The following is a 19,841-nucleotide window of genomic DNA, read 5'->3' on the forward strand; positions in this document are numbered from 1 at the left end:
GTACCGCGAGGGACGGGGGCGATGCGTGGCGGGGGAGACGACCGGCCGGACCGCTGCCGTACCCTTCCGGCAGTTCGTCCTGAAGGTCCACAGCCGCTGCAACCTCGCCTGCACCTACTGCTACATCTACGCCGGCCCCGACCACACCTGGCGCCGGCGCCCGCGGATCGTCCCGCCCGCCACCGTCCGGCAGACCGCGCTGCGCATCGCCGAACACGCCCGCACCCACCGGCTGCGCGAGGTCCGCATCGATCTGCACGGCGGGGAACCGCTGCTCACCGGCCCCGCCCCGCTGCTCGACCAGGCCGCCGCCGTCCGTGCCGCGCTGCCGCCCGGCTGCACCGCCGACTTCGCTGTCCAGACCAATGGCACGCTGCTGACCCGGAGCGCGATCGACGCGCTGGGCACGGCCGGCTTCCGGATCGGCCTCAGCCTCGACGGCGGTACCCCCGGCCTCAACCGCCGCCGCATCGACCACGCCGGCCGGCCCTCCTGGCCCGCGGCCGCCCGCGCCGCCGGTCTGCTCCACGACCGCCCCGACACCTACGCCGGCATCCTCTGCACCATCGACGTCACCACCGACCCCGCCGAGGTCTACCGCTCGCTGTGCGCGCTGGACCCGCCGATGCTGGACTTCCTGCTGCCGCACGCCAACTGGTCCAGCCCGCCGCCGGGTACCCCCGCCTCGCTTCTCCCCCAGCCTCCGGCCGGGGGGACCCCCACCTCGCTGCGCTCGCCCTACGGCGACTGGCTGTGCACCGTCTTCGACCTGTGGTGGGACGGCGGGGCCGGGCCCCGGGTGCGGGTGTTCACCGAGATCCTCGGCCTCCTGCTGGGCCGCCCCAGCTCCAGCGAAGCGGTCGGCCTCTCCCCGGTCGTCGCCCTGATCGTGGACACCGACGGCGCCATCGAACAGGTGGACTCGCTCAAATCCGCCTACGAGGGCGCCGCCGCCACCGGTCTCGACGTCTTCCGCCACAGCTTCGACGACGCCCTGGCACACCCCGGTATGGCCGCCCGCCGGGCCGGCCGGGACGGGCTCGCCGCCGCGTGCCGGAACTGCGCCCTGGTGGACGTGTGCGGCGGCGGGAACTACGCCCACCGCTACCGGGCCGACTCCGGCGGATTCCGCAACCCGTCCGTGTACTGCGCCGACCTGGAACGCCTGATACGCCATATCGCCACCCGGCTGGCCGCCGCCGTACCGCTCAACTGACCTGTCCCCTGGATGACCTGACGCACTGTCGTCATACCGGGCGGCACTTGGGCTATCGTGCGAAAGGGCCAGGGCGTGCCCGACGAAGCACCCTCCGCACGCGCGCAGCATCGCACCTCAGGGAGACGATCGCATGGTCGATCAGTCCGTTTCTTCTGATTCCTCCGCTTCTTCTGGTTCTGCTGGTTCTTCTGGTTCTTCCGGCGCCCTCCCCGGTGCCGCGGCCGCGCAGGCGCACATCACCATCAGCTACGCGGGCTTCGCCCGGCCGTGGGCCGCCTGGATCTCCCACCAGCTGGAGCAACAGGGCCACGGCACGACCCTGCTGCGCTGGGACCCGCACGTGGACACCGAGCTGGCCGAGGAGCTGACCGGGCTGCTGGCGGCCGAGGGCCGGCTGCTGATGGTGCTGGACGACTGGTACTTCCGGCTGGGCCCCAAGACACCGGACGAGTGGACGGCCGCGCTGCGGGAGGTGGTGCCCGTCCACGCCGACCGGTTCGCCGCGGTCAGCGTGGCCACCCAGAGCCTGCCCGCCACGGCCTCCCTGCTGCGCCCCGCCGACCTCCGGGACCTGGACTCCCGCGAGGCCGTCCGCCGGCTGCTCCAGCGGCTGGGCCTCGGCACGCCGGTCCGCACCGCCGACGAGAACGCCCCCGGCGAGCCCCGCTTCCCCAACAACCCGCCCGAGATCTGGAACATCCCCCGCCGCAACAACCGCTTCACCGGCCGCGACGACGTACTGGAGGCGCTGCACGGCAAGCTGGCCGGCCCCGGCGTGACCTCGGGCCCGCCGATGGAGACCCGTATCGCGCTCTACGGCACCTCCGGCGTCGGCAAGAGCCAGATCGCCGCCGAGTACGCGCACCGCTTCGGCAACGACTACGACGTGGTGTGGTGGATCAGCGCCACCAACCGCGGCGCCGCCCGCGAACAGCTCGCCGAACTGGCCACCCGGCTCGGCCTCCGGGTGGGCCGCGAGCTGGGCGACCGCATCCGCGCCGTCCACGAAGCGCTGCGGATCGGCCGCCCCTACGGCCGCTGGCTGCTGATCTTCGACAGCGCGGACGATATGGAGCAGGTCGAGGACCTGATCCCGGACGGCCGCGGCCACGTCCTGATCACCACGCTCACCCGGGACTGGTCGGGATCCGGCAGCGCCCAGGAGATCGAGGTACTGCCCTTCGCCCGCGTCGAGTCCGTCGCCTACGCCCGCCGGCGCGCGCCGCGGCTCACCCCGGTCGAGGCCGACCTGCTCTCCGAGGCCGTCCAGGACCTGCCGCTGCTGCTCGCCCAGACCGCCGCCTGGCTCGACGCCAACCCGATGTCCCCCAAGGAGTACATCGAGCTGATCCGCCGGGGCGAGCCCAGCCTCGTCGGCATCCGGATCTCCTCCGACTACCCCATGGCCTTCCAGACGAGCTGGGCCATAACGCTCAACACCCTGCGCGAGCGCAGCCCCGCGGCCGTCGAACTCCTCAAGCTCTTCGCGTTCTTCGCCCCGGATGCCATCCCGGTCCCGATGCTCGCCAGGGCCCGCCGCGGCGACCTTCCCGAACACCTCGTGGACCTCGCCGCCGAACCGATCAGCTGGAACACCGCACTGCGCCGGCTGACCGAGTCCACCGCCGTACGCCTCGACTACCAGGTTTCCGAGGACGACGACCCGGCCGTGGAGACCGCGCAGATGCACCGGCTCTACCACCGGTTCCTGCGCGGCGACATGACCGAGGACGAGCGGGACCAGATGTCGGCGACCGCCTGCCGGGTCCTGGTCAGCGCCGACCCCCAGGATCCCGCCGACACCCGCTACTGGGAGCGCTACGCCGAACTCATCCCGCATCTGGAGCCGGCCGGCGTGCTCGACAGCCCCGACCCGGCCGTCCAGCAGCTGCTGATCAACTGCGTCGAATACCTGCGGACCCGCGGGGAGTACCGGATCGGGCTGCGGCTGTGCGAACAGTTCATGTCCCGCTGGCGCACCCGGCTCGCCGCCACCCAGCGCACCATGCTCGTCCTCACCCACCAGCACGCCAACATGCTGCGCAGGCTCGGCCGCTACCGGGAGGCCGAGGCGGTCGGCAGCGCCGTCGTCGACCAGCTCGCCGCCGAACGCAGCCTCTCCGACGCCGACCTGCTCCGGGCCCAGGACGGCCTGGCCGGCACCCTGATCGCGCTCGGCTCGTACGAACAGGCCTATGAGCTGTTCGACGCCGTGTGGCGGGCCTACACCGAGCTGCTCGGCCCGGAGGCGCCGCGCACCCTCTCCTCCCGGCACAACCTCGGCAATGTCTTCGCCCTGCTCGGCCGCTACGAGGAAGCGCTGGTCACCCACCGCGAGGTACTGGCGGTCCGGGAACGCGAGCTGCGCAACCGCCACCACCTCACCCTCAACGCGGGCACCGCCTACGCCCGGATGCTGCGCCTGATCGGCCGCTACCGCGACGCCACCTCCACCCAGGAGCTCAACGCCCGCCTGCACCAGCAGGTGATGGGCGCGCACACCCCGCAGACGCTGCGCGCCGAGCACAACCTCGCGCTGTGCTGGCGCCGCACCGGCGAGGTCGCCAAGGCCGCGGCCCTGCTGGCCGATGTCGTCGAGCGGTCCCGCCGGGTGCAGGAGCCGCGCCACCCCGAGACCCTGATGGTCCTCGCCGACCAGGCCACCTTCCTGCGCGAGCACGGCGATCTGGGGCAGGCCCGCGACCTCGCCGAGGAGGTCGCCGACCGCTACCGGACGCTGGCCGGCGACTGCCACCCGTACACCGTCGGCACCCTCGGGAACGTCGCGCTGGTCCGCGGGGCGTTCGGGGAGACGGCGGACGCGCTGGACCTCGCCGAGCGGGTGCTGCGCGCGATGACCCGGGCCATGGGCCCGGACCACCCCTGGACCCTGGGCTGCGCACTGAACGCCGGCGCCGCCCGCAGCCGGGGCGACGACGAGGACGGCGCGGTGGACCTGGGCCGCGACACCCTGGCACGCGCCAAGGTGATGCTCGGCGATCTCCACCCGCTGACCCTCTCCGCCAAGACGGCCCTGGCCGAGGACCTGCGGGCGCTCCACCGCGGCGGCAGCCGGCGCGGCCAGGAGGCGGCGAAGCTGGAACAGGAGGCGATCCAGCAGCTCTCCGAGACGCTGGGCGCCGACCACCCGCACACCCTCTCCGCCCGGCGCCGGCGCCGCCCGTACTGGGACTTCGAACCGCAGCCCGTCTGAGCCCCGGTCAGGCGCCGCGGTGCGCGAAGGCGCCGTCGGGGGCGAAGGCCAGCTCGGCGAAGTGTTCGCCGATGCGGCGGTGGCCGGCGGCGTCCGGGTGGAGCTCGTCGGGCAGCGGCAGTTCGGCCGCGTCGGGCTCGCCGTAGAGGTCACGGCCGTCGAGGTAGTGCAGGGCCGGGTCGTCGGCCGCCCGCTGTGCCACGATCCGGGCCAGCTCGTCCCGGATGACGCCCAGGGTGAGCTTTCCGCTCGCGCGCTCCGCCGGATCGCCCGTGGCCCGGAATCGCAGCCGCCCGGTGCTGAGGGCGGTGAAGTCCGGGGCACAGGGACCGGGGGTGTCCTCGTGTATGGGACAGAGGATCGGCGAGACGACCAGGAGCGGCGCGGTGGGGTGGCCCTCGCGAAGGGTGTCGAGGAAGCCGTGGACCGCGGGGGTGAAGGCGCGCAGGCGCATCAGGTCGGCGTTCACCAGATTGATGCCGATCTTGACGCTGATCAGGTCGGCGGGGGTGTCCCGCATGGCGCGGGCGGTGAACGGGTCGAGGAGGGCGCTGCCGCCCAGGCCCAGGTTGATCAGTTCCACGCCGCCGAGGGAGGCAGCGAGGGCCGGCCAGGTGGTGGTGGGGCCGGCGGCGTCGGAGCCATGGCTGATCGAACTGCCGTGGTGCAGCCACACCCTGCGGCCCCGGTCCGGCGCGGGCTCGACGGGGAAGTCGGTGCGCAGGGCGATGAGTTCGGTGGCCTCGTTGTGCGGCAGCCAGATCTCGACGTCCTTGGTGCCGTCGGGCTCCGTGCCCTCGGGCAGGCCGGTGAAGCGGACGGTGCCGGCCGGGCCGGGCCGCTGCTCGGCGGTCCCGGCGGCCATGTCGATGGTCAGGGTGTTGCCGCCCGGCACACTGGCCCGGCCGGCCGGGCGGCCGTCGACGAGCAGCTCGTACACACCGTCCGGGCGGGGCGGGGCACCCACATAGACCCGCTTGGTGGGCAGGGTGTCCAGTTCGACGGCGGTGGCCCGGGTGCGGAAGACCAGCCGTACGCCGGAGGGCTGGGCCTCGGCCATGGCCAGTTGCCCGTCGGCGCACTGGGCGCGGGCCCGGGCGGGCAGCCGGTGCGGCAGCAGGCCGTGCGCGGTGCGCTCCACCTCCAGGGCGCCGCGCAGGAGGTCCGTGGTGACGGGCGTGGTGATCCAGTTGTCCTTGGCGTGCATGACCCCAACCTGTTGATCGAAGTGTCCGGGAAAGGGGGCGGCCCCGTGGAAGAACCTTCTTCCACGGGGCCGCCCGTGATGCGTCGCCTGCTGCTGTCAGGCACCGATGGCCGGTCGGGCCGTCAGGCCTCGAAGACCTCGTTCAGCAGGGCCTGCTGCTCCGCCTGGTGGCGCTTGGCCGAGCCCACCGCCGGCGACGAGCTGTGCGGCCGCGAGATGCGGCGCAGGCGCTCGCGGGCCGGGATGTCCTCGCCGACCGCCAGGTCGAGGTGGTCGATCAGGTTGAGGCCGAGGAACGGCCAGGCACCCTGGTTCGCCGGCTCCTCCTGCGCCCACAGGAACTTCTCGGCGTGGGAGAACTTGGCGATCTCCGCCTGGATCTCCTTGCCGGGCAGCGGGTAGAGCCGTTCGAGACGGACGATCGCCGTGTCGTACGCGCCGCGCTTCTCGCGCTCCGCCTCCAGGTCGTAGTAGACCTTGCCGGAGCACAGGACGACCTTGCGGATCGCGGAGGCCTCCACCGTGCCCGCGGCCACCCCGGTGTCGCCGATGACCGGGCGGAACCCGCCGGAGGTGAACTCCTCGGTCTTCGACGCGGCGGCCTTCAGGCGCAGCATCGACTTCGGCGTGAAGACGACCAGCGGCTTGTGGTGCGGGTTGTGCACCTGCCAGCGCAGCAGGTGGAAGTAGTTCGACGGCAGCGTCGGCATCGCGACCGTCATGCTGTTCTGCGCGCAGACCTGGAGGAACCGCTCGATCCGGGCCGAGGAGTGGTCCGGGCCCTGGCCCTCGTAGCCGTGCGGCAGCAGCAGGGTCACGCCGGAGCGCTGGCCCCACTTCTGCTCCGCCGAGGAGATGAACTCGTCGACGATCGTCTGGGCGCCGTTGACGAAGTCACCGAACTGCGCCTCCCACATGACCAGCGACTCCGGGCGGGCCAGCGAGTAGCCGTACTCGAAGCCCATCGCCGCGTACTCGCTCAGCAGCGAGTCGTAGACGTTGAAGCGGGCCTGGTCCTCGGAGAGGTAGAGCAGCGGGGTGTAGTCCTCGCCGGTCAGCCGGTCCACCAGCACCGCGTGGCGCTGGCCGAAAGTGCCGCGGCGGGAGTCCTGGCCGGCGAGCCGGACCGGGGTGCCCTCCATCAGCAGCGAGCCGATCGCGAGGGTCTCACCGGTGCCCCAGTCGATGGTGTCGTCCTCGATCGAGGCGGCACGGCGCTGCAGCTGCGGCAGCAGACGCGGGTGGACGGTGATGTGCTCGGGGATGTTGACCTGGGACTCGGCGATCCGCTTGACGACCTCCTGGGAGATCGCGGTGTCCACGTGGACCGGGAACTCGGCCTGCGGCTCGGGCACCTCGGGCACCGCCGGGGCGGAGGTGGCGTCCCGGACCTCGGTGAAGACCTTCTCCAGCTGGCCCTGGAAGTCCTGCAGCGCGCCCTCGGCCTCCTCCAGCGTGATGTCGCCCCGGCCGATGAGGGACTCGGTGTAGAGCTTGCGCACCGAGCGCTTCTTGTCGATCAGGTCGTACATCAGCGGCTGGGTGAAACCGGGGTTGTCGGTCTCGTTGTGGCCGCGGCGCCGGTAGCAGATCAGGTCGATCACGACGTCCTTGTTGAACGCCTGGCGGAACTCGAAGGCCAGCCGGGCCACGCGGACCACGGCCTCCGGGTCGTCACCGTTCACGTGGAAGATCGGCGCCTCGATCATGCGGGCCACGTCGGTGGCGTACATGGAGGAGCGGGAGGCCTCCGGCGCGGCGGTGAAGCCGACCTGGTTGTTGATGACGACGTGCACGGTGCCGCCGGTGCGGTAGCCGCGCAGCTGCGACATGTTGAGCGTCTCGGCGACGACGCCCTGGCCGGCGAACGCCGCGTCGCCGTGCAGCAGGATCGGCAGGACGGTGAAGTCCGTGCCGCCCTTGTTGATGATGTCCTGCTTGGCGCGGGCCACACCCTCGACGACCGGGTCCACGGCCTCCAGGTGGGAGGGGTTGGCGGTCAGCGAGACCTTGATCTGCTCGCCGTCGAGGCCGGTGAAGGTGCCCTCGGCGCCCAGGTGGTACTTCACGTCGCCGGAGCCGTGCATCGACTTCGGGTCGAGGTTGCCCTCGAACTCACGGAAGATCTGGGCGTACGACTTGCCGACGATGTTGGCGAGGACGTTGAGGCGGCCGCGGTGGGCCATGCCGATGACGACCTCGTCCAGCCGCGACTCGGCCGCGGAGTCGATGACCGCGTCCAGCATGGGGATGACCGACTCGCCGCCCTCCAGCGAGAAGCGCCGCTGGCCGACGTACTTGGTCTGGAGGAAGACCTCGAACGCCTCGGCGGAGTTCAGCCGGCGCAGGATGCGCAGCTGCTCGTCGCGCTCGGGCGACCTGTGCTGGCGCTCGACCCGGTCCTGGATCCACCGGCGCTGCTGCGGGTCCTGGATGTGCATGAACTCGATGCCGGTGGTGCGGCAGTACGAGTCGCGCAGGACGCCCAGGATGTCGCGGAGCTTCATCATGGACTTGCCGGCGAAGCCGCCGACCGCGAACTCGCGCTCCAGGTCCCACAGGGTGAGCCCGTGCTCGGTGATGTCGAGGTCGGGGTGCTTGCGCTGCTTGTACTCCAGCGGGTCGGTGTCGGCCATGACGTGGCCGCGCACCCGGTAGGAGTGGATCAGCTCGAAGACCCGGGCGGCCTTGGTGACGTCGTCGTCGTGCGAGGCGTCGATGTCCCGCATCCAGCGGACCGGCTCGTACGGGATCCGCAGCGACTTGAAGATCTCGTCGTAGAAGCCGTTCTCGCCGAGCAGGAGCTGGCTCATGATCCGCAGGAACTCGCCGGAGGCGGCGCCCTGGATCACCCGGTGGTCATAGGTGCTGGTCAGCGTCATGACCTTGGAGACGCCCATCTTGTTCAGGGCGTCCTGCGAGGTGCCCTGGAACTCGGCGGGGTAGTCCATCGCGCCGACGCCCATGATCATGGACTGGCCCGGCATCAGCCGCGGCACGGAGTGGACGGTGCCGATGCCGCCGGGGTTCGTCAGCGACGCGGTGACTCCGGTGAAGTCCTCCATCGTCAGCTTGTTGTCGCGGGCCCGGCGGACGATGTCCTCGTACGCCTGCCAGAACTCGAAGAAGGTCAGCGTCTCGGCCTTCTTGATGGCCGCGACGACCAGCTGGCGCTCACCGCTGGGCTTCACCAGGTCGATGGCCAGACCGAGGTTGACGTGCTCGGGCTTGACCAGCGTCGGCTTGCCGTCCTTCTGCGCGAAGGAGTAGTTCATCGACGGCATGGCCTTGAGGGCCTGCACCATCGCGTACCCGATGAGGTGGGTGAAGGAGACCTTCCCGCCGCGGGCGCGCTTGAGGTGGTTGTTGATGACGATGCGGTTGTCGAACAGCAGCTTCACCGGGACCGCGCGGACGGACGTGGCCGTCGGCAGCTCCAGGGAGGCGTTCATGTTCTTCGCGACGGCGGCCGACGGACCGCGCAGGGTGACGAACTCGGGGCCGGCGGCCGGAGCCTCGCCGTTGGCCGACGCCTTGGCGGCGGGCGCGGGCTTCGCGGGGGCCTTGGCGGCGGGCGCGGCCTGCGCGGCGGGCGCGGGCTTCGCGGCGGGTGCGGGCGCGGCGGCGGCCGGAGCGCTCGCGGCGGGCTTCGCCGGGGCGGCCGGAGCCTGCGGCGCGGCCGGGGTCTGCGGGGCCGGGGCGGCCGCGGCGGGGGCCGGGCCCTCCGCCGGCTGGGGCGGCGTGGTGGCGCCGCCGCCCGGCTTGTAGTCGGCGAAGAAGTCCCACCAGGCTCGGTCTACTGAGTTCGGGTCCTGGAGGTACTGCTGGTAGATCTCGTCGACGAGCCACTCATTGGGACCGAACGCGGCAGCAGGGCTCTTACCCCGCCCGTCTTGATCAGCTTCGGTCGAGATGCTCGAACTGTTGGGGGACTGTAGCGACACGGCGGCAACCGCCCTCTTCCGCTTCCTAAGGTGGTGGACAGCGGAAATAAAGGCTACGCCTGTTGTGACCTTCGGTGCAGTCCGGGAGGGCCACACGTCGTGCACGTCACATTTGGCACGGGGTTTCAGGGCGTGATCTGGCGGGAAACACACTGGGTTCGCCCGCGTACGGGTAGCACCCATCGCCGTCGCACCCACGAGATGAGTGCTCCTGGCACCGACCCTACGTCAGGTGCCGTTCATACGGACGTCAGCTCCGCGATGACTCCAGCCCCGGAAGAGTGACCCGGATCCGGCAGCCCCGGGTCGATTCGGCCACTCCGATCCGTCCACCGTGCAGATCCACCGCCCAGCGGGCGATCGCCAGGCCCAGGCCCGTACCGCCGTCCGTACCGGGGCCGGACGGTCCCGGGCCGCCGCGGTTGAACCGCTCGAAGACCCGGTAGCGCTCCGACTCCGGAATGCCCGGCCCCTCGTCCTGCACCTCCAGCTCCAGGCTCTCCGGGGCCTCCCCGCGCCGGGCCCGCACGGTGACCCGGCCATGACGCGGGCTGTGCTTGATCGCGTTGTCGATGAGGTTGGCGACGACCTGATGGAGCCGCTCGGCGTCGGCGTGCGCGGACAGCTCCGGCGGCGAGACGTCGAGGTGCAGATGGACGTCCGTACGGGTGTGGGTGCCCGAGCCCGCCGTCCCGGACAGCGTGGCGGCGCCGCGGCTCATATTGGCCTCCTTGAGCACCCCGGACAGATACGGCCAGACCTCGAACCGCCGGACGCGCAGCGGCACCACCCCGTTGTCCAGCCGTGACAGGTCCAGCAGCTGCTCCACCAGCCGCCCCAGCCGCTCGGTCTGCCGCAGCGCCGTCCGCATCGTCTCCGAGTCGGGTTCGCAGACCCCGTCGACGACGTTCTCCAGGACGGCGCGCAGCGCGGCGATCGGGGTGCGCAGCTCGTGGGAGACGTTGGCGACCAGCTCCTTGCGGTGGGTGTCCACCGCCTCCAGGTCGGCCGCCATCCGGTTGAAGGCCTGTGCCAGGTCGCCGAACTCGTCGCGGCGGGCCGAGCGCACCCGGCGGCTGTAGTCACCGTGCGCCATCGCGCGGGTGACCTCCGTCATCTCGTCGAGCGGGGCGGTCAGGCCGTTCGCCACGAACTGGGTGATCAGGAGCGAGGCGATGATCGAGAAGATCGTGATCACCCGCAGCTCGGTGGCCGAGTGGATGGCGACGAACACCAGAAGGGTGGTGATGATCACCGAGACGCTGACCAGCGCGCCCAGCGCGGCCTTGACCGAGCGGTACGGGTCCAGAGGCCGCAGCGCCTCCCAGAGCCGTCGCCAGAGGCGCCGGCCGCGTTCCGACGGCTCCGGTGAGCGCGCGCAACGCCGCACCGGGGGGCGCCAGTTGTGCAGCAGCTGGCGTGATTGCCGCACCGGAAGGCGCCACGGGGTCATGCGGCCGGCGCCTCCAGGGCGTACCCGACGCCATGCACCGTACGGATGCGCTCGGCGCCGATCTTGCGCCGCAGCGCCTTGATGTGGCTGTCGACCGTACGGGTGCCGGAGGCGTCCGCCCAGTCCCACACCTCGGCCAGCAACTGCTCGCGGGAGAGCACCGCACGCGGGGTGTTCGCCAGGCAGACCAGCAGATCGAACTCGGTCGGCGTCAGATGCACATCGGCGCCGCGCACCCGGACCCGGCGCTGGGCGTGGTCGATCTCCAGCTCGCCGAGGCGCAGGATGCCGCTGCGCGGGGTGTGTGCGGCCAGCGCGGCGCGCTCGACCCGGCGCAGCAGGACGTGCACCCGGGCGGCCAACTCGCGCATGGAGAACGGCTTGGTCATGTAGTCGTCGGCGCCGACGCCGAGGCCCACCAGCATGTCGGTCTCGTCGTCACGGGCGGTGAGCATCATGACCGGCACCGGGCGCTGCGCCTGGACCCGGCGGCAGACCTCCAGGCCGTCGAAGCCCGGCAGCATGACGTCGAGGACCAGGAGATCGGGCTGCCAGGCCTCGGCGGTCTCCACCGCGGCCGGCCCGTCGGAGGCCGTCTGGACCTGGAAGCCCTCGGCGCGCAGCCGGGCCGCGATGGCGTCGACGATCGTCGGGTCGTCCTCCACGACCAGGATCCGGCGCTGGGCGCCTGGCGTGGCAGCGGCGGTGCCGCCTTGCGTTGTCTGCGTCTGGTCCATCGCCCGCCCCTGCATTGCCCCTGCGTGGTCGCGTTGTGCTGGGCAGCAGCGTACGGGCATGGTGCGACTGTCGGCTACGCACCCTTCCGCGCGAGGTGGACCGCGTCGGGGACGCCTCGGACAACGGGGATTTCTTCCGTACGTACGTCGGTGAAACCGGCATTTCGCAGGGCCTCCTCGAAGGCCGGCGAGGGCTGGGCGGACCAGACGGCGAGCACTCCGCCGGGTGTGAGCCGGTCGCGGCAGGCGGCGAGCCCGCCGGGGGAGTAGAGGCTGTCGTTGTCCTCGGTGACGGTCCAGTCGGGGCCGTTGTCGATGTCCAGGCACAGGGCGTCGTAGGCGTCCGGGCACGGGGTGTCGCCGGTGTCCGGACGTGGGGTGTCGTCGGCGTCCGGGCCCGCGTCGGTGTGCAGGTGGGTGACCAGGTCGGTGTGGAGGATCTCGCAGCGCGGATCGGCCAGCGCGGCCGCGGAGACGGCGGACAGCGGGCCGGTGCGGTGCCAGTCGATGACCGCCGCCTCGCGTTCGACGACCACGATCCGGCCCCAGCGCGGCTGTTCGGCGGCCCGGGCCAGGGAGAAGCCGACGCCCAGGCCGCCGATCAGGACGGCGGGCCGTTCGCGTCCGGAGGGGAGCGCGGCCAGCGCGGCGTCGATCAGCAGCCGCTCCGAGCGGCCGTCGGAGGTGTCCATCAGGAAGCAGCCGTTGGCGATGATCTCGTAGACCACGGGCTCCGCCGGCGTACCGGGGGAGGCGGGCGGCCCGCCGCGCTGCCGCAGCACCACCTCTCCGTACGGGCCCGCGCGGCGGTCGAGCGTGCGCGGGGTCCGTGAGGGATCGGCGGTACCTGGAACGGGAGTTACGGGAGCCATGGCGTCATCGTGGCCAAGAGGAACGGCGCCGGTCCACGTCTTTCCTCACGCCACGCGGTGTGACGCATCTCACTCTCTCAGGTTCTTCAAAGGTTGACCAGGCAGGCTGGTACGCGACGTTGTGCAGGGCAGGCGAGGAAGGGAAGGTGCCGCGGACCGTGAGCGGGCTGGCAACCACCGGGGGAGCGCAGGGGGATGAGGCATCGGGTGATCGCGCCCCGGCCCCGCTTCCGGGCGTTCCCCGGCAGCGGCCGGCCCAGGGGCGGCGGCCGGTCCAGGAGGGGCAGGTCCGCGCGGACGAGCCGGAACCGGGAACGGGGCCGGAGTCCGGACCGGCTCCGGCCCCTCCGCGGGCACGTGGCCGGCTCCGGCCGGCCCGGCGGCTGCTCCCCACCCCCACCGGCACCCCGTTCACCTTCAGCTACACGGTCCTGCTCCTGGCCACCTCGCTCTTCGCCGAGTACGGCGACCCCGGGCTGGTCTCCGAGCTGCTCCGGGACTCCAGTACGGACGTGGTCCACCTCATGCGGGCGCCGCTGCTGGTGCTCGTCGCCAGTGCGCTGTGGAGCGCCGGCGGGCTGGTCTCCGCCTACGCCCTCGCCTTTCCCTTCGTACTGACGGCGCTGGAACGGCGGATCGGCGGACTGCGCACCGCCGCGGTCTTCTTCGGCGGCCATGTGCTGGCCACCCTCGCCACCGAAGTGCCGGTGGCCTTCTCGGTCGCTGCCGGCCAGTTGCCGGAGAGCTCGTTGCAGCGCCTCGACTACGGCATCAGCTTCGGCGTGATGACCTGCATCGGAGCCCTCGCCGGCATGCTGCCCGGCTGGGCGCGCCTGCCCCTGCTGGCGGGCGTCGGCTTCCTGTCCCTCACGGACCTGCTCGCCTACGCCGACCCGATGGCCAACTGGGGCCACCTGCTCTCGCTGGCCGTGGGCGTCGCCGCCTGGCCCGTCCTGCGCCACTGGCGCGCCCGCCGCACGGGGCCCCCGCCCCTCCTCGGCGATCTTGGGCACCCGGCGCTGCGGAGCGCGCGGACGCGGTGAGTGCGGCGCCTGGGAGAATGGGCGGAACGGAATGATTCTTCCGGGCGCGGCACTCCGCGGCGTCCGTCGGCCGCAGGAGTAAACGCACCGTGTCCGCAGACCGCACGACCGGCCATCGGCAGCCGGCTCAGCCGACCCAGTCCACCGAGCCGGCTCCATCGATTCCCGACGCCGCCGGGCTCGGCCTCCTGTCGGACTGCGGCAGCTGCTTCGGGCTGTGCTGTGTCGCGCTGCCGTTCGCGGCCTCGGCGGACTTCGCGATCGACAAGGACGCCGGGCGACCCTGCCCGAACCTGCAGACCGACTTCCGCTGCGGGGTCCACAGTGACCTGCGCCGGCGCGGCTTCTCCGGCTGTACGGTCTTCGACTGCTTCGGCGCCGGGCAGAAGGTCTCGCAGGTCACCTTCGGCGGCCAGGACTGGCGGCAGGCCCCGGGCACCGCCCGGCAGATGTTCGACGTCTTCCCCGTCATGCGGCAGCTGCACGAACTGCTGTGGTACCTGGCCGAGGCGCTGGCCCTCCCGGCGTCCCGCCCGGTCCACGCCGACCTGCGTGCCGCCCTGGAGAAGACCGAACGCCTCACCCGGGGCAGTGCCGAGGAGCTCGCCGCGCTCGACATGCCGGCCCACCGGGGCGACGTCAACGTCCTGCTGCTGCGCACCAGCGAGCTCGTACGGGCCGGGGTCCGCGGCCGGAAGAAGAAGGAGCGGCGGGGCGCCGATCTCATGGGAGCCCGTCTCAAGGGCGCCGACCTCCAGGGGGCCAACCTGCGTGGGGCGTACCTGATCGCCGCCGACCTCAAGGGCGCCGATCTGCGCCGGGCGGACCTGATCGGCGCGGACCTGCGAGACGCCGATCTCAGCGGCGCCGACCTCACCGGCGCCCTCTTCCTCACCCAGTCCCAGCTCAACGCGGCCCGGGGCGACGCCACCACCAAGCTGCCACCGGCACTGACCCGCCCCACCCACTGGTAACCGCCCCACTGGCATCACCCCTCCCACTGGCAACCGTCCCGCCGCTGATCGCTCACAGCGAACGCGCCTCGGGGAACATCTCCCGCCCCCTCGGCATTGAGCGAGTAAAGCTCAACTTGCTTGCCGAAGGGGAGATCATGGCTTCGACGTCCGCATCGCTCACCCTGCCCGTGCTGCCCCTCGATGACGAGGTGGTGCTTCCCGGCATGGTGGTGCCCCTGGACCTGTCCGACGCGGAGGTCCGCGCCGCGGTGGAGGCCGCACAGGCCGCCGCCTCGTCGGGGAGCAAACCGCGGGTGCTGCTGGTGCCCCGCATCGACGGCACGTACGCGGGCATCGGCACCCTCGGGCGGATCGAGCAGGTCGGCCGGCTGTCCGACGGCGACCCCGGGGCGCTGATCCGGGGCCTGGGCCGGGTGCGGATCGGCGCCGGCACCACCGGGCCCGGTGCCGCCCTGTGGGTGGAGGGCACGACCGTCGAGGAGCACGTCCCCACCGGCCCCGACGGCACGGGCCTGCCCGGTGCGGTCGCCGAACTCGTCACCGCATACAAGGCGCTGGCCACGAGCTGGCTGCGCAAGCGCGGCGCCTGGCAGGTCGTCGACCGCGTCCAGCAGATCGAGGACGTGCCCGCCCTCGCCGACAACTCCGGCTACTCGCCGTTCCTGACCGTCGAGCAGAAGGTCCAGCTGCTGGAGACCGTCGACCCGGTCGCCCGGCTGAAGTTCGCGACCGAGGCGCTGCGCGAACACCTCGCCGAGCAGGATGTCGCCGAGTCCATCGCCAAGGACGTCCAGGAGGGCGTCGACAAGCAGCAGCGGGAATTCCTGCTGCGGCGGCAGCTGGAGGCGGTCCGTAAGGAACTCGCCCAGCTGAACGGCGATCCGGAGGACGAGAGCGACGACTACCGCGCCCGGGTCGAGGCCGCCGAACTGCCCGAGGACGTCCGCAAGGCCGCCCTCAAGGAGGTCGAGAAGCTGGAGCGGGCGAGCGACCAGAGCCCTGAGGGCTCGTGGATCCGCACCTGGCTGGACACCGTCCTCGAACTCCCCTGGAACGAGCGGACCGAAGACGCCTACGACATCGCCGGCGCCAAGGAGGTCCTGGACGCCGACCACGCCGGCCTGGAGGACGTCAAGGAGCGGATCACCGAATACCTGGCCGTCCGCAAACGGCGCGCCGAACGCGGTCTCGGCCTGGTCGGCGGCCGCCGCGGGGGAGCGGTGCTGGCGCTCGTCGGGCCGCCCGGTGTCGGCAAGACCTCGCTGGGCGAGTCCGTCGCCCGTGCCATGGGCCGGAAGTTCGTCCGGGTCGCGCTCGGCGGCGTCCGCGACGAGGCGGAGATCCGCGGCCACCGGCGGACCTACGTCGGCGCGCTGCCGGGCCGTCTCGTCCGGGCCGTCAAGGAAGCCGGCTCCATGAACCCCGTCATCCTCCTCGACGAGATCGACAAGGTGGGCGCCGACTTCCGGGGCGATCCGGCCGCCGCCCTTCTGGAGGTCCTCGACCCGGCGCAGAACCACACCTTCCGCGACCACTACCTCGAGGTCGAACTCGACCTCAGTGATGTGGTCTTCCTCGCCACCGCCAACGTCCTGGAGGCCGTCCCCGAGCCGCTGCTCGACCGGATGGAGCTGGTCCGGCTGGACGGGTACACCGAGGACGAGAAGGTCACCATCGCCCGGGACCACCTGCTGCCACGCCAGCTGGAACGGGCCGGGCTGGCGACCGGGGAGGTGGTCCTGGAGGACGCCGCACTGCACAAGCTCGCAGGGGAGTACACCCGGGAGGCCGGCGTGCGGAACCTGGAGCGCGCCCTCGCCCGGCTGCTGCGCAAGGTCGCCGCCCAGCACGAACTCGGCGAGCGGGAGCTGCCGTACACGGTCGGGGTGGACCAGCTGCGCCCGCTGATCGGGCGGCCGCACCACACCCCCGAGTCGGCCCAGGACCCGGCCGGACGGCGGACGGCGGTGCCCGGTGTGGTCACCGGCCTCGCGGTCACCGGCACCGGCGGGGACGTCCTGTACGTGGAGGCCTCGCTCGCCGATCCGGAGAGCGGCGCGTCCGGGGTGCAGCTGACCGGCCAGCTCGGTGAGGTGATGAAGGAGTCCGCGCACATCGCGCTGTCGTTCCTGCGCTCCCACGGCGCCGAACTGGAGCTTCCGGTGGGCGATCTGAAGGAGCGCGGAGTGCATCTGCACGTACCGGCGGGTGCCGTGCCCAAGGACGGACCGAGTGCTGGCATCACGATGACGACGGCGCTCGCCTCACTGCTGTCGGGGCGGCAGGTCCGGCCGGATGTCGCGATGACCGGTGAGGTCTCGCTGACCGGCCGTGTCCTGCCCATCGGCGGCGTCAAGCAGAAGCTGCTCGCGGCGCACCGGGCGGGGATCACCACAGTGATCATCCCGCAGCGCAACGAGCCGGATCTGGACGAGGTACCGGCCGAGATCCTGGCCGCGCTGGAGGTCCACCCGGTCGCCGACGTCCGGCAGGTACTGGAGCTGGCGCTGACCCCGGCGTCGAGCGGGGCGGTGCCACCGGAGGTCGCCGTGGCGGCATAAGGCCCTGTCACACAGCGAACGGGCTGCACAGCGAACGGGCCGCACGGTGAACGCGCCGGCTCCTGCGGACGGGCCGGGCCCCTGCCCGCACGGGGGTGCGGCAGGGGCCCGGTCGTGCGGACGGCCGGACGTGGGTGGGGCCGTCCGCACGGCGGTGGGGTGCCCTCCGGTTGATCGGCTGCAACCGTCCGCCGTCGGCTTCAGCCGTTCGCCAGGGCCTTCAGGCGGTCGTACGAGCCGTTGAAGCGGTTGTGGTCGCCGACCGTCGGGCCGGACGAGGTGTACTGCCAGATGGTGTGGAAGGCCCAGCCGTTGGGGAGTTCACCGACCGAGGAGCCGTAACGCGGGACCCACAGTGGGTTGATCTTCCCGAAGGCGGACGAATTGCCGGTGCACTGCTTCCACCAGTTGGTGGAGGTGTAGAGGACCGCGTCCCGTCCGGTCCGCGCCTTGTACGTGGCGAACCAGTCCTTCATCCAGGTGACGAGTCCCGAAGGGCTCTTGCCGTAACAGGTGTCGCCGTAGGGGTTGTACTCCATGTCCAGCGCCCCGGGCAGCGTCTTGCCGTCCTTGGACCAGCCGCCGCCGTGGTCGGCGAAGTACTTGGCCTGGGCGGCGCCGCTGGAGGTGTTGGGGGTGGCGAAGTGGTACGCGCCCCGGATCATGCCGGCCTTGTAGGAGCCGTTGTACTGCTGGGTGAAGTACGGGTTGGTGTAGCTGGTGGATTCCGTCGCCTTCACGTAGGCGAAGCGGGCGCCGCTGCTCCAGAGCGTCGACCAGGCCACGTTGCCGTTGTGGCTGCTGACGTCGACGCCCTCGACGGACGCCGCGAGCGAACCCGGCGGCGACGCCGGACCGGCCGCCGTGCCCTCGTGCTCCGCGATCTGGGAACCGGCCCAGTCCCGTTCGGGGTGGGTGGGCTCCGGTGCGCGCCCGGTGGGTGCCGCGCCGGCGGTGCCCGGCAGTCCGAGGAGGAGACCGAGGACGGCGAGCAGCGCCCCGGCCGCGGTCGCGGAGGAGCGCGCGGACCGGCGGGGGGATCGGGGGGAGCGGGAGGAGCGGGGGGAGTTGACGGAGTCGGGGAGGCCGTGGAGGCCGGGGAGGTGGGAGGAGTGGGGGATGCAGGGAAAGTGGGGGGAGCCGGATCTGAGCACGGACATACGTGTCTCCGGAGATCTCGGTGGGGATCAGAGGGGGGGAGTGGGGTGATCCGTGGAGGTGAGCCGTAAGCCGGTGAGCCGGTGTGCGGTGCATGACGTGCGGCGGGCCCGTGACGCCCGGCCGGCACTTGGTGTGGTCATGCCATATACCCACGATACGCGCGTAGACCGGCGCGGCAAAGGGGGTCGGTGTGCTGCCGTTGGTCTAATCCTGCGAAATACTGTCCGAACTGCGGCTTTGGCCGCCGAGGGCGGAAACTTTCAGAAGAGGGAAAGTGGGCATGGGCGCTGACGTGCACGACACCGGAGCCGACGGGACCACGGCGGAGGGGGCGCCGACTGGTGTGGACCACGTATTCCTCGCCCTGGAACGCGAATTGTCGGTCTTCCTCCGCCGGGCCCGGGCCTCTTCCGGCGAGATGGCCCGTGAAGTACACCCCGATCTGGAGCCCTCCGCGTACGGGCTCCTGGTCCGGCTGGCCGACGCCGGCGCGCAGCGCGCCACCGACCTCGCCGGCTTCTTCGGCGTCGGCAAGGCCACGATGAGCCGTCAGCTGCAGGCCCTGGAGCGGCTGGGGCTGGTCGCCCGCGAACCGGACCCGGCCGATGGCCGCGCCGTCCTGGTGCGCCTCACCGACGAGGGCCGTGCCCGCTTCACCCGCGTCCGCGAGGGCCGCCGCGCCCAGTACGCCCGCCGCCTCGCCTCCTGGGACCGGGGAGAGGTGGCCGAACTGGCCCGGCTGCTGCACCGGCTGAACACGGAGCAGGAGGGCGAGGAGGGGCAGTAGCGGGAGAGGGCGGCAGCAGCAGAAGAGGGCGACAGTAGCGGGAAGGGTGGCAGCGGCGGAAGAGGGGGCGCAGCAGCAGGCGGAGACGCCCCCCGGACGACTCACGGAACGACGAAAATCACCGCCGCGTCGTCCCGCCCCTTCCCCCGGGGGTGGACCGTGCCGTCCGGATCTGCCGCCTCCGCCGCCCGGACCTCGTCGATGAGGGCCTGGGGCCCCTGCTTGGCCACCAGCCCGACGCAGTCCGCCCAGGTGCCCTCCCGGAAGACCTCGACCCAGCGCCCGGCACCGTCGGTGAGCGCGGTCAGTGAGCGGATCCCGGAGCGCGGGGTGCGGCCGGTGACCGCGCGGGCGGCCACGGCCGGATCGGCGGCCGCGGTGAAGAAGCCCCCCTCGGCGTTCCGCAGCGCCTCCACCGCACGGGTGTACTCCCGGGCCGCGGCGGCCCGTTCCGCCGAGCCGTGGGGCAGCGCCCGTACGGCGGCGCGCCGTTCCCGCACGGCGGGCGGCAGCTCGTCCAGCCGCGGATCCCGTACGGGGTGCACCGAACCGTCCGCCCGTTCCAGCAGCAGGACCGAATCGGACAGTACGAGGTACTCGACGGTGTCCTCGGACCACCGGGCGGCGACCACAGTTGCCTGCGGAGTGCGGACGTGAGAAAGGTCT

Annotated in this window: 13 protein-coding genes; 6 read left to right on the forward strand and 7 right to left on the reverse strand. The window is 72.1% G+C overall.

Features of this window, described 5'->3' with window-relative positions; genetic code table 11:
• The first annotated feature begins 25 nt into the window (after positions 1-25).
• On the forward strand, positions 26-1,216 hold the full coding sequence (locus AZE13_RS03605) for an FxsB family cyclophane-forming radical SAM/SPASM peptide maturase (protein ID WP_066926665.1): 1,191 nt from the start codon (positions 26-28) through the stop codon (positions 1,214-1,216).
• Between the two features lie 133 nt (positions 1,217-1,349).
• Entirely contained in the window at positions 1,350-4,433 is a 3,084-nt protein-coding gene (gene fxsT, locus AZE13_RS03610) for an FxSxx-COOH system tetratricopeptide repeat protein (RefSeq protein ID WP_079123648.1), read from the forward strand.
• A gap of 7 nt (positions 4,434-4,440) precedes the next feature.
• Here fxsT and AZE13_RS03615 read toward each other — a convergent pair whose 3' ends face one another.
• The 5 genes from AZE13_RS03615 to AZE13_RS03635 all read right to left on the reverse strand — a co-directional run bounded on the left by AZE13_RS03615 (position 4,441) and on the right by AZE13_RS03635 (position 12,646).
• On the reverse strand, positions 4,441-5,640 hold the full coding sequence (locus AZE13_RS03615) for a GDSL-type esterase/lipase family protein (RefSeq protein WP_066926667.1): 1,200 nt from the start codon (positions 5,638-5,640) through the stop codon (positions 4,441-4,443).
• 122 nt (positions 5,641-5,762) lie between these two features.
• The gene (locus AZE13_RS03620) at positions 5,763-9,584 is read right to left on the reverse strand and encodes a multifunctional oxoglutarate decarboxylase/oxoglutarate dehydrogenase thiamine pyrophosphate-binding subunit/dihydrolipoyllysine-residue succinyltransferase subunit (protein ID WP_066926670.1); all 3,822 of its coding nucleotides are present in this window, start codon (positions 9,582-9,584) and stop codon (positions 5,763-5,765) included.
• A gap of 250 nt (positions 9,585-9,834) precedes the next feature.
• A complete protein-coding gene (locus tag AZE13_RS03625) occupies positions 9,835-11,037 on the reverse strand; it encodes an ATP-binding protein (protein WP_258527552.1) in 1,203 nt (400 codons plus the stop codon).
• Positions 11,034-11,774: a response regulator transcription factor gene (locus AZE13_RS03630; protein WP_066926671.1), complete on the reverse strand. Its 741-nt coding sequence runs from the start codon at positions 11,772-11,774 to the stop codon at positions 11,034-11,036. Before AZE13_RS03630 ends, AZE13_RS03625 begins: the two co-directional genes overlap by 4 nt.
• A 74-nt stretch (positions 11,775-11,848) precedes the next feature.
• Positions 11,849-12,646 (reverse strand): spermidine synthase, encoded by a 798-nt coding sequence (locus AZE13_RS03635; protein WP_066926673.1) that lies wholly within the window; start codon positions 12,644-12,646, stop codon positions 11,849-11,851.
• Between the two features lie 158 nt (positions 12,647-12,804).
• On the opposite strand from AZE13_RS03635, the gene AZE13_RS03640 reads away from it, so the two are divergent.
• The 3 genes from AZE13_RS03640 (at position 12,805) to lon (ending at position 17,227) form a co-directional block, all read left to right on the forward strand.
• The gene (locus AZE13_RS03640; protein WP_107288243.1) at positions 12,805-13,689 is read left to right on the forward strand and encodes a rhomboid-like protein; all 885 of its coding nucleotides are present in this window, start codon (positions 12,805-12,807) and stop codon (positions 13,687-13,689) included.
• Positions 13,690-13,850: 161 nt separating this feature from the next.
• A complete protein-coding gene (locus AZE13_RS03645) occupies positions 13,851-14,663 on the forward strand; it encodes a pentapeptide repeat-containing protein (protein WP_066927227.1) in 813 nt (270 codons plus the stop codon).
• A 137-nt stretch (positions 14,664-14,800) separates the two neighbouring features.
• Positions 14,801-17,227, forward strand: a complete 2,427-nt coding sequence (lon, locus tag AZE13_RS03650) for an endopeptidase La (RefSeq protein WP_066926675.1) — start codon at positions 14,801-14,803, stop codon at positions 17,225-17,227.
• A 200-nt stretch (positions 17,228-17,427) separates the two neighbouring features.
• On the opposite strand, the gene AZE13_RS03655 is transcribed toward lon, so the two are convergent.
• Positions 17,428-18,387: a lysozyme gene (locus AZE13_RS03655; RefSeq protein WP_079123650.1), complete on the reverse strand. Its 960-nt coding sequence runs from the start codon at positions 18,385-18,387 to the stop codon at positions 17,428-17,430.
• A 281-nt stretch (positions 18,388-18,668) separates the two neighbouring features.
• On the opposite strand from AZE13_RS03655, the gene AZE13_RS03660 reads away from it, so the two are divergent.
• Entirely contained in the window at positions 18,669-19,175 is a 507-nt protein-coding gene (locus AZE13_RS03660) for a MarR family winged helix-turn-helix transcriptional regulator (protein ID WP_066926678.1), read from the forward strand.
• A 101-nt stretch (positions 19,176-19,276) separates the two neighbouring features.
• On the opposite strand, the gene AZE13_RS03665 is transcribed toward AZE13_RS03660, so the two are convergent.
• Positions 19,277-19,841 (reverse strand): hypothetical protein (locus AZE13_RS03665; protein ID WP_066927231.1); only part of this gene is annotated, 565 nt, incomplete at its 5' end.

This window comes from Streptomyces sp. NBRC 110611 (assembly GCF_001590865.1).
Lineage (GTDB): Bacteria > Actinomycetota > Actinomycetes > Streptomycetales > Streptomycetaceae > Streptomyces.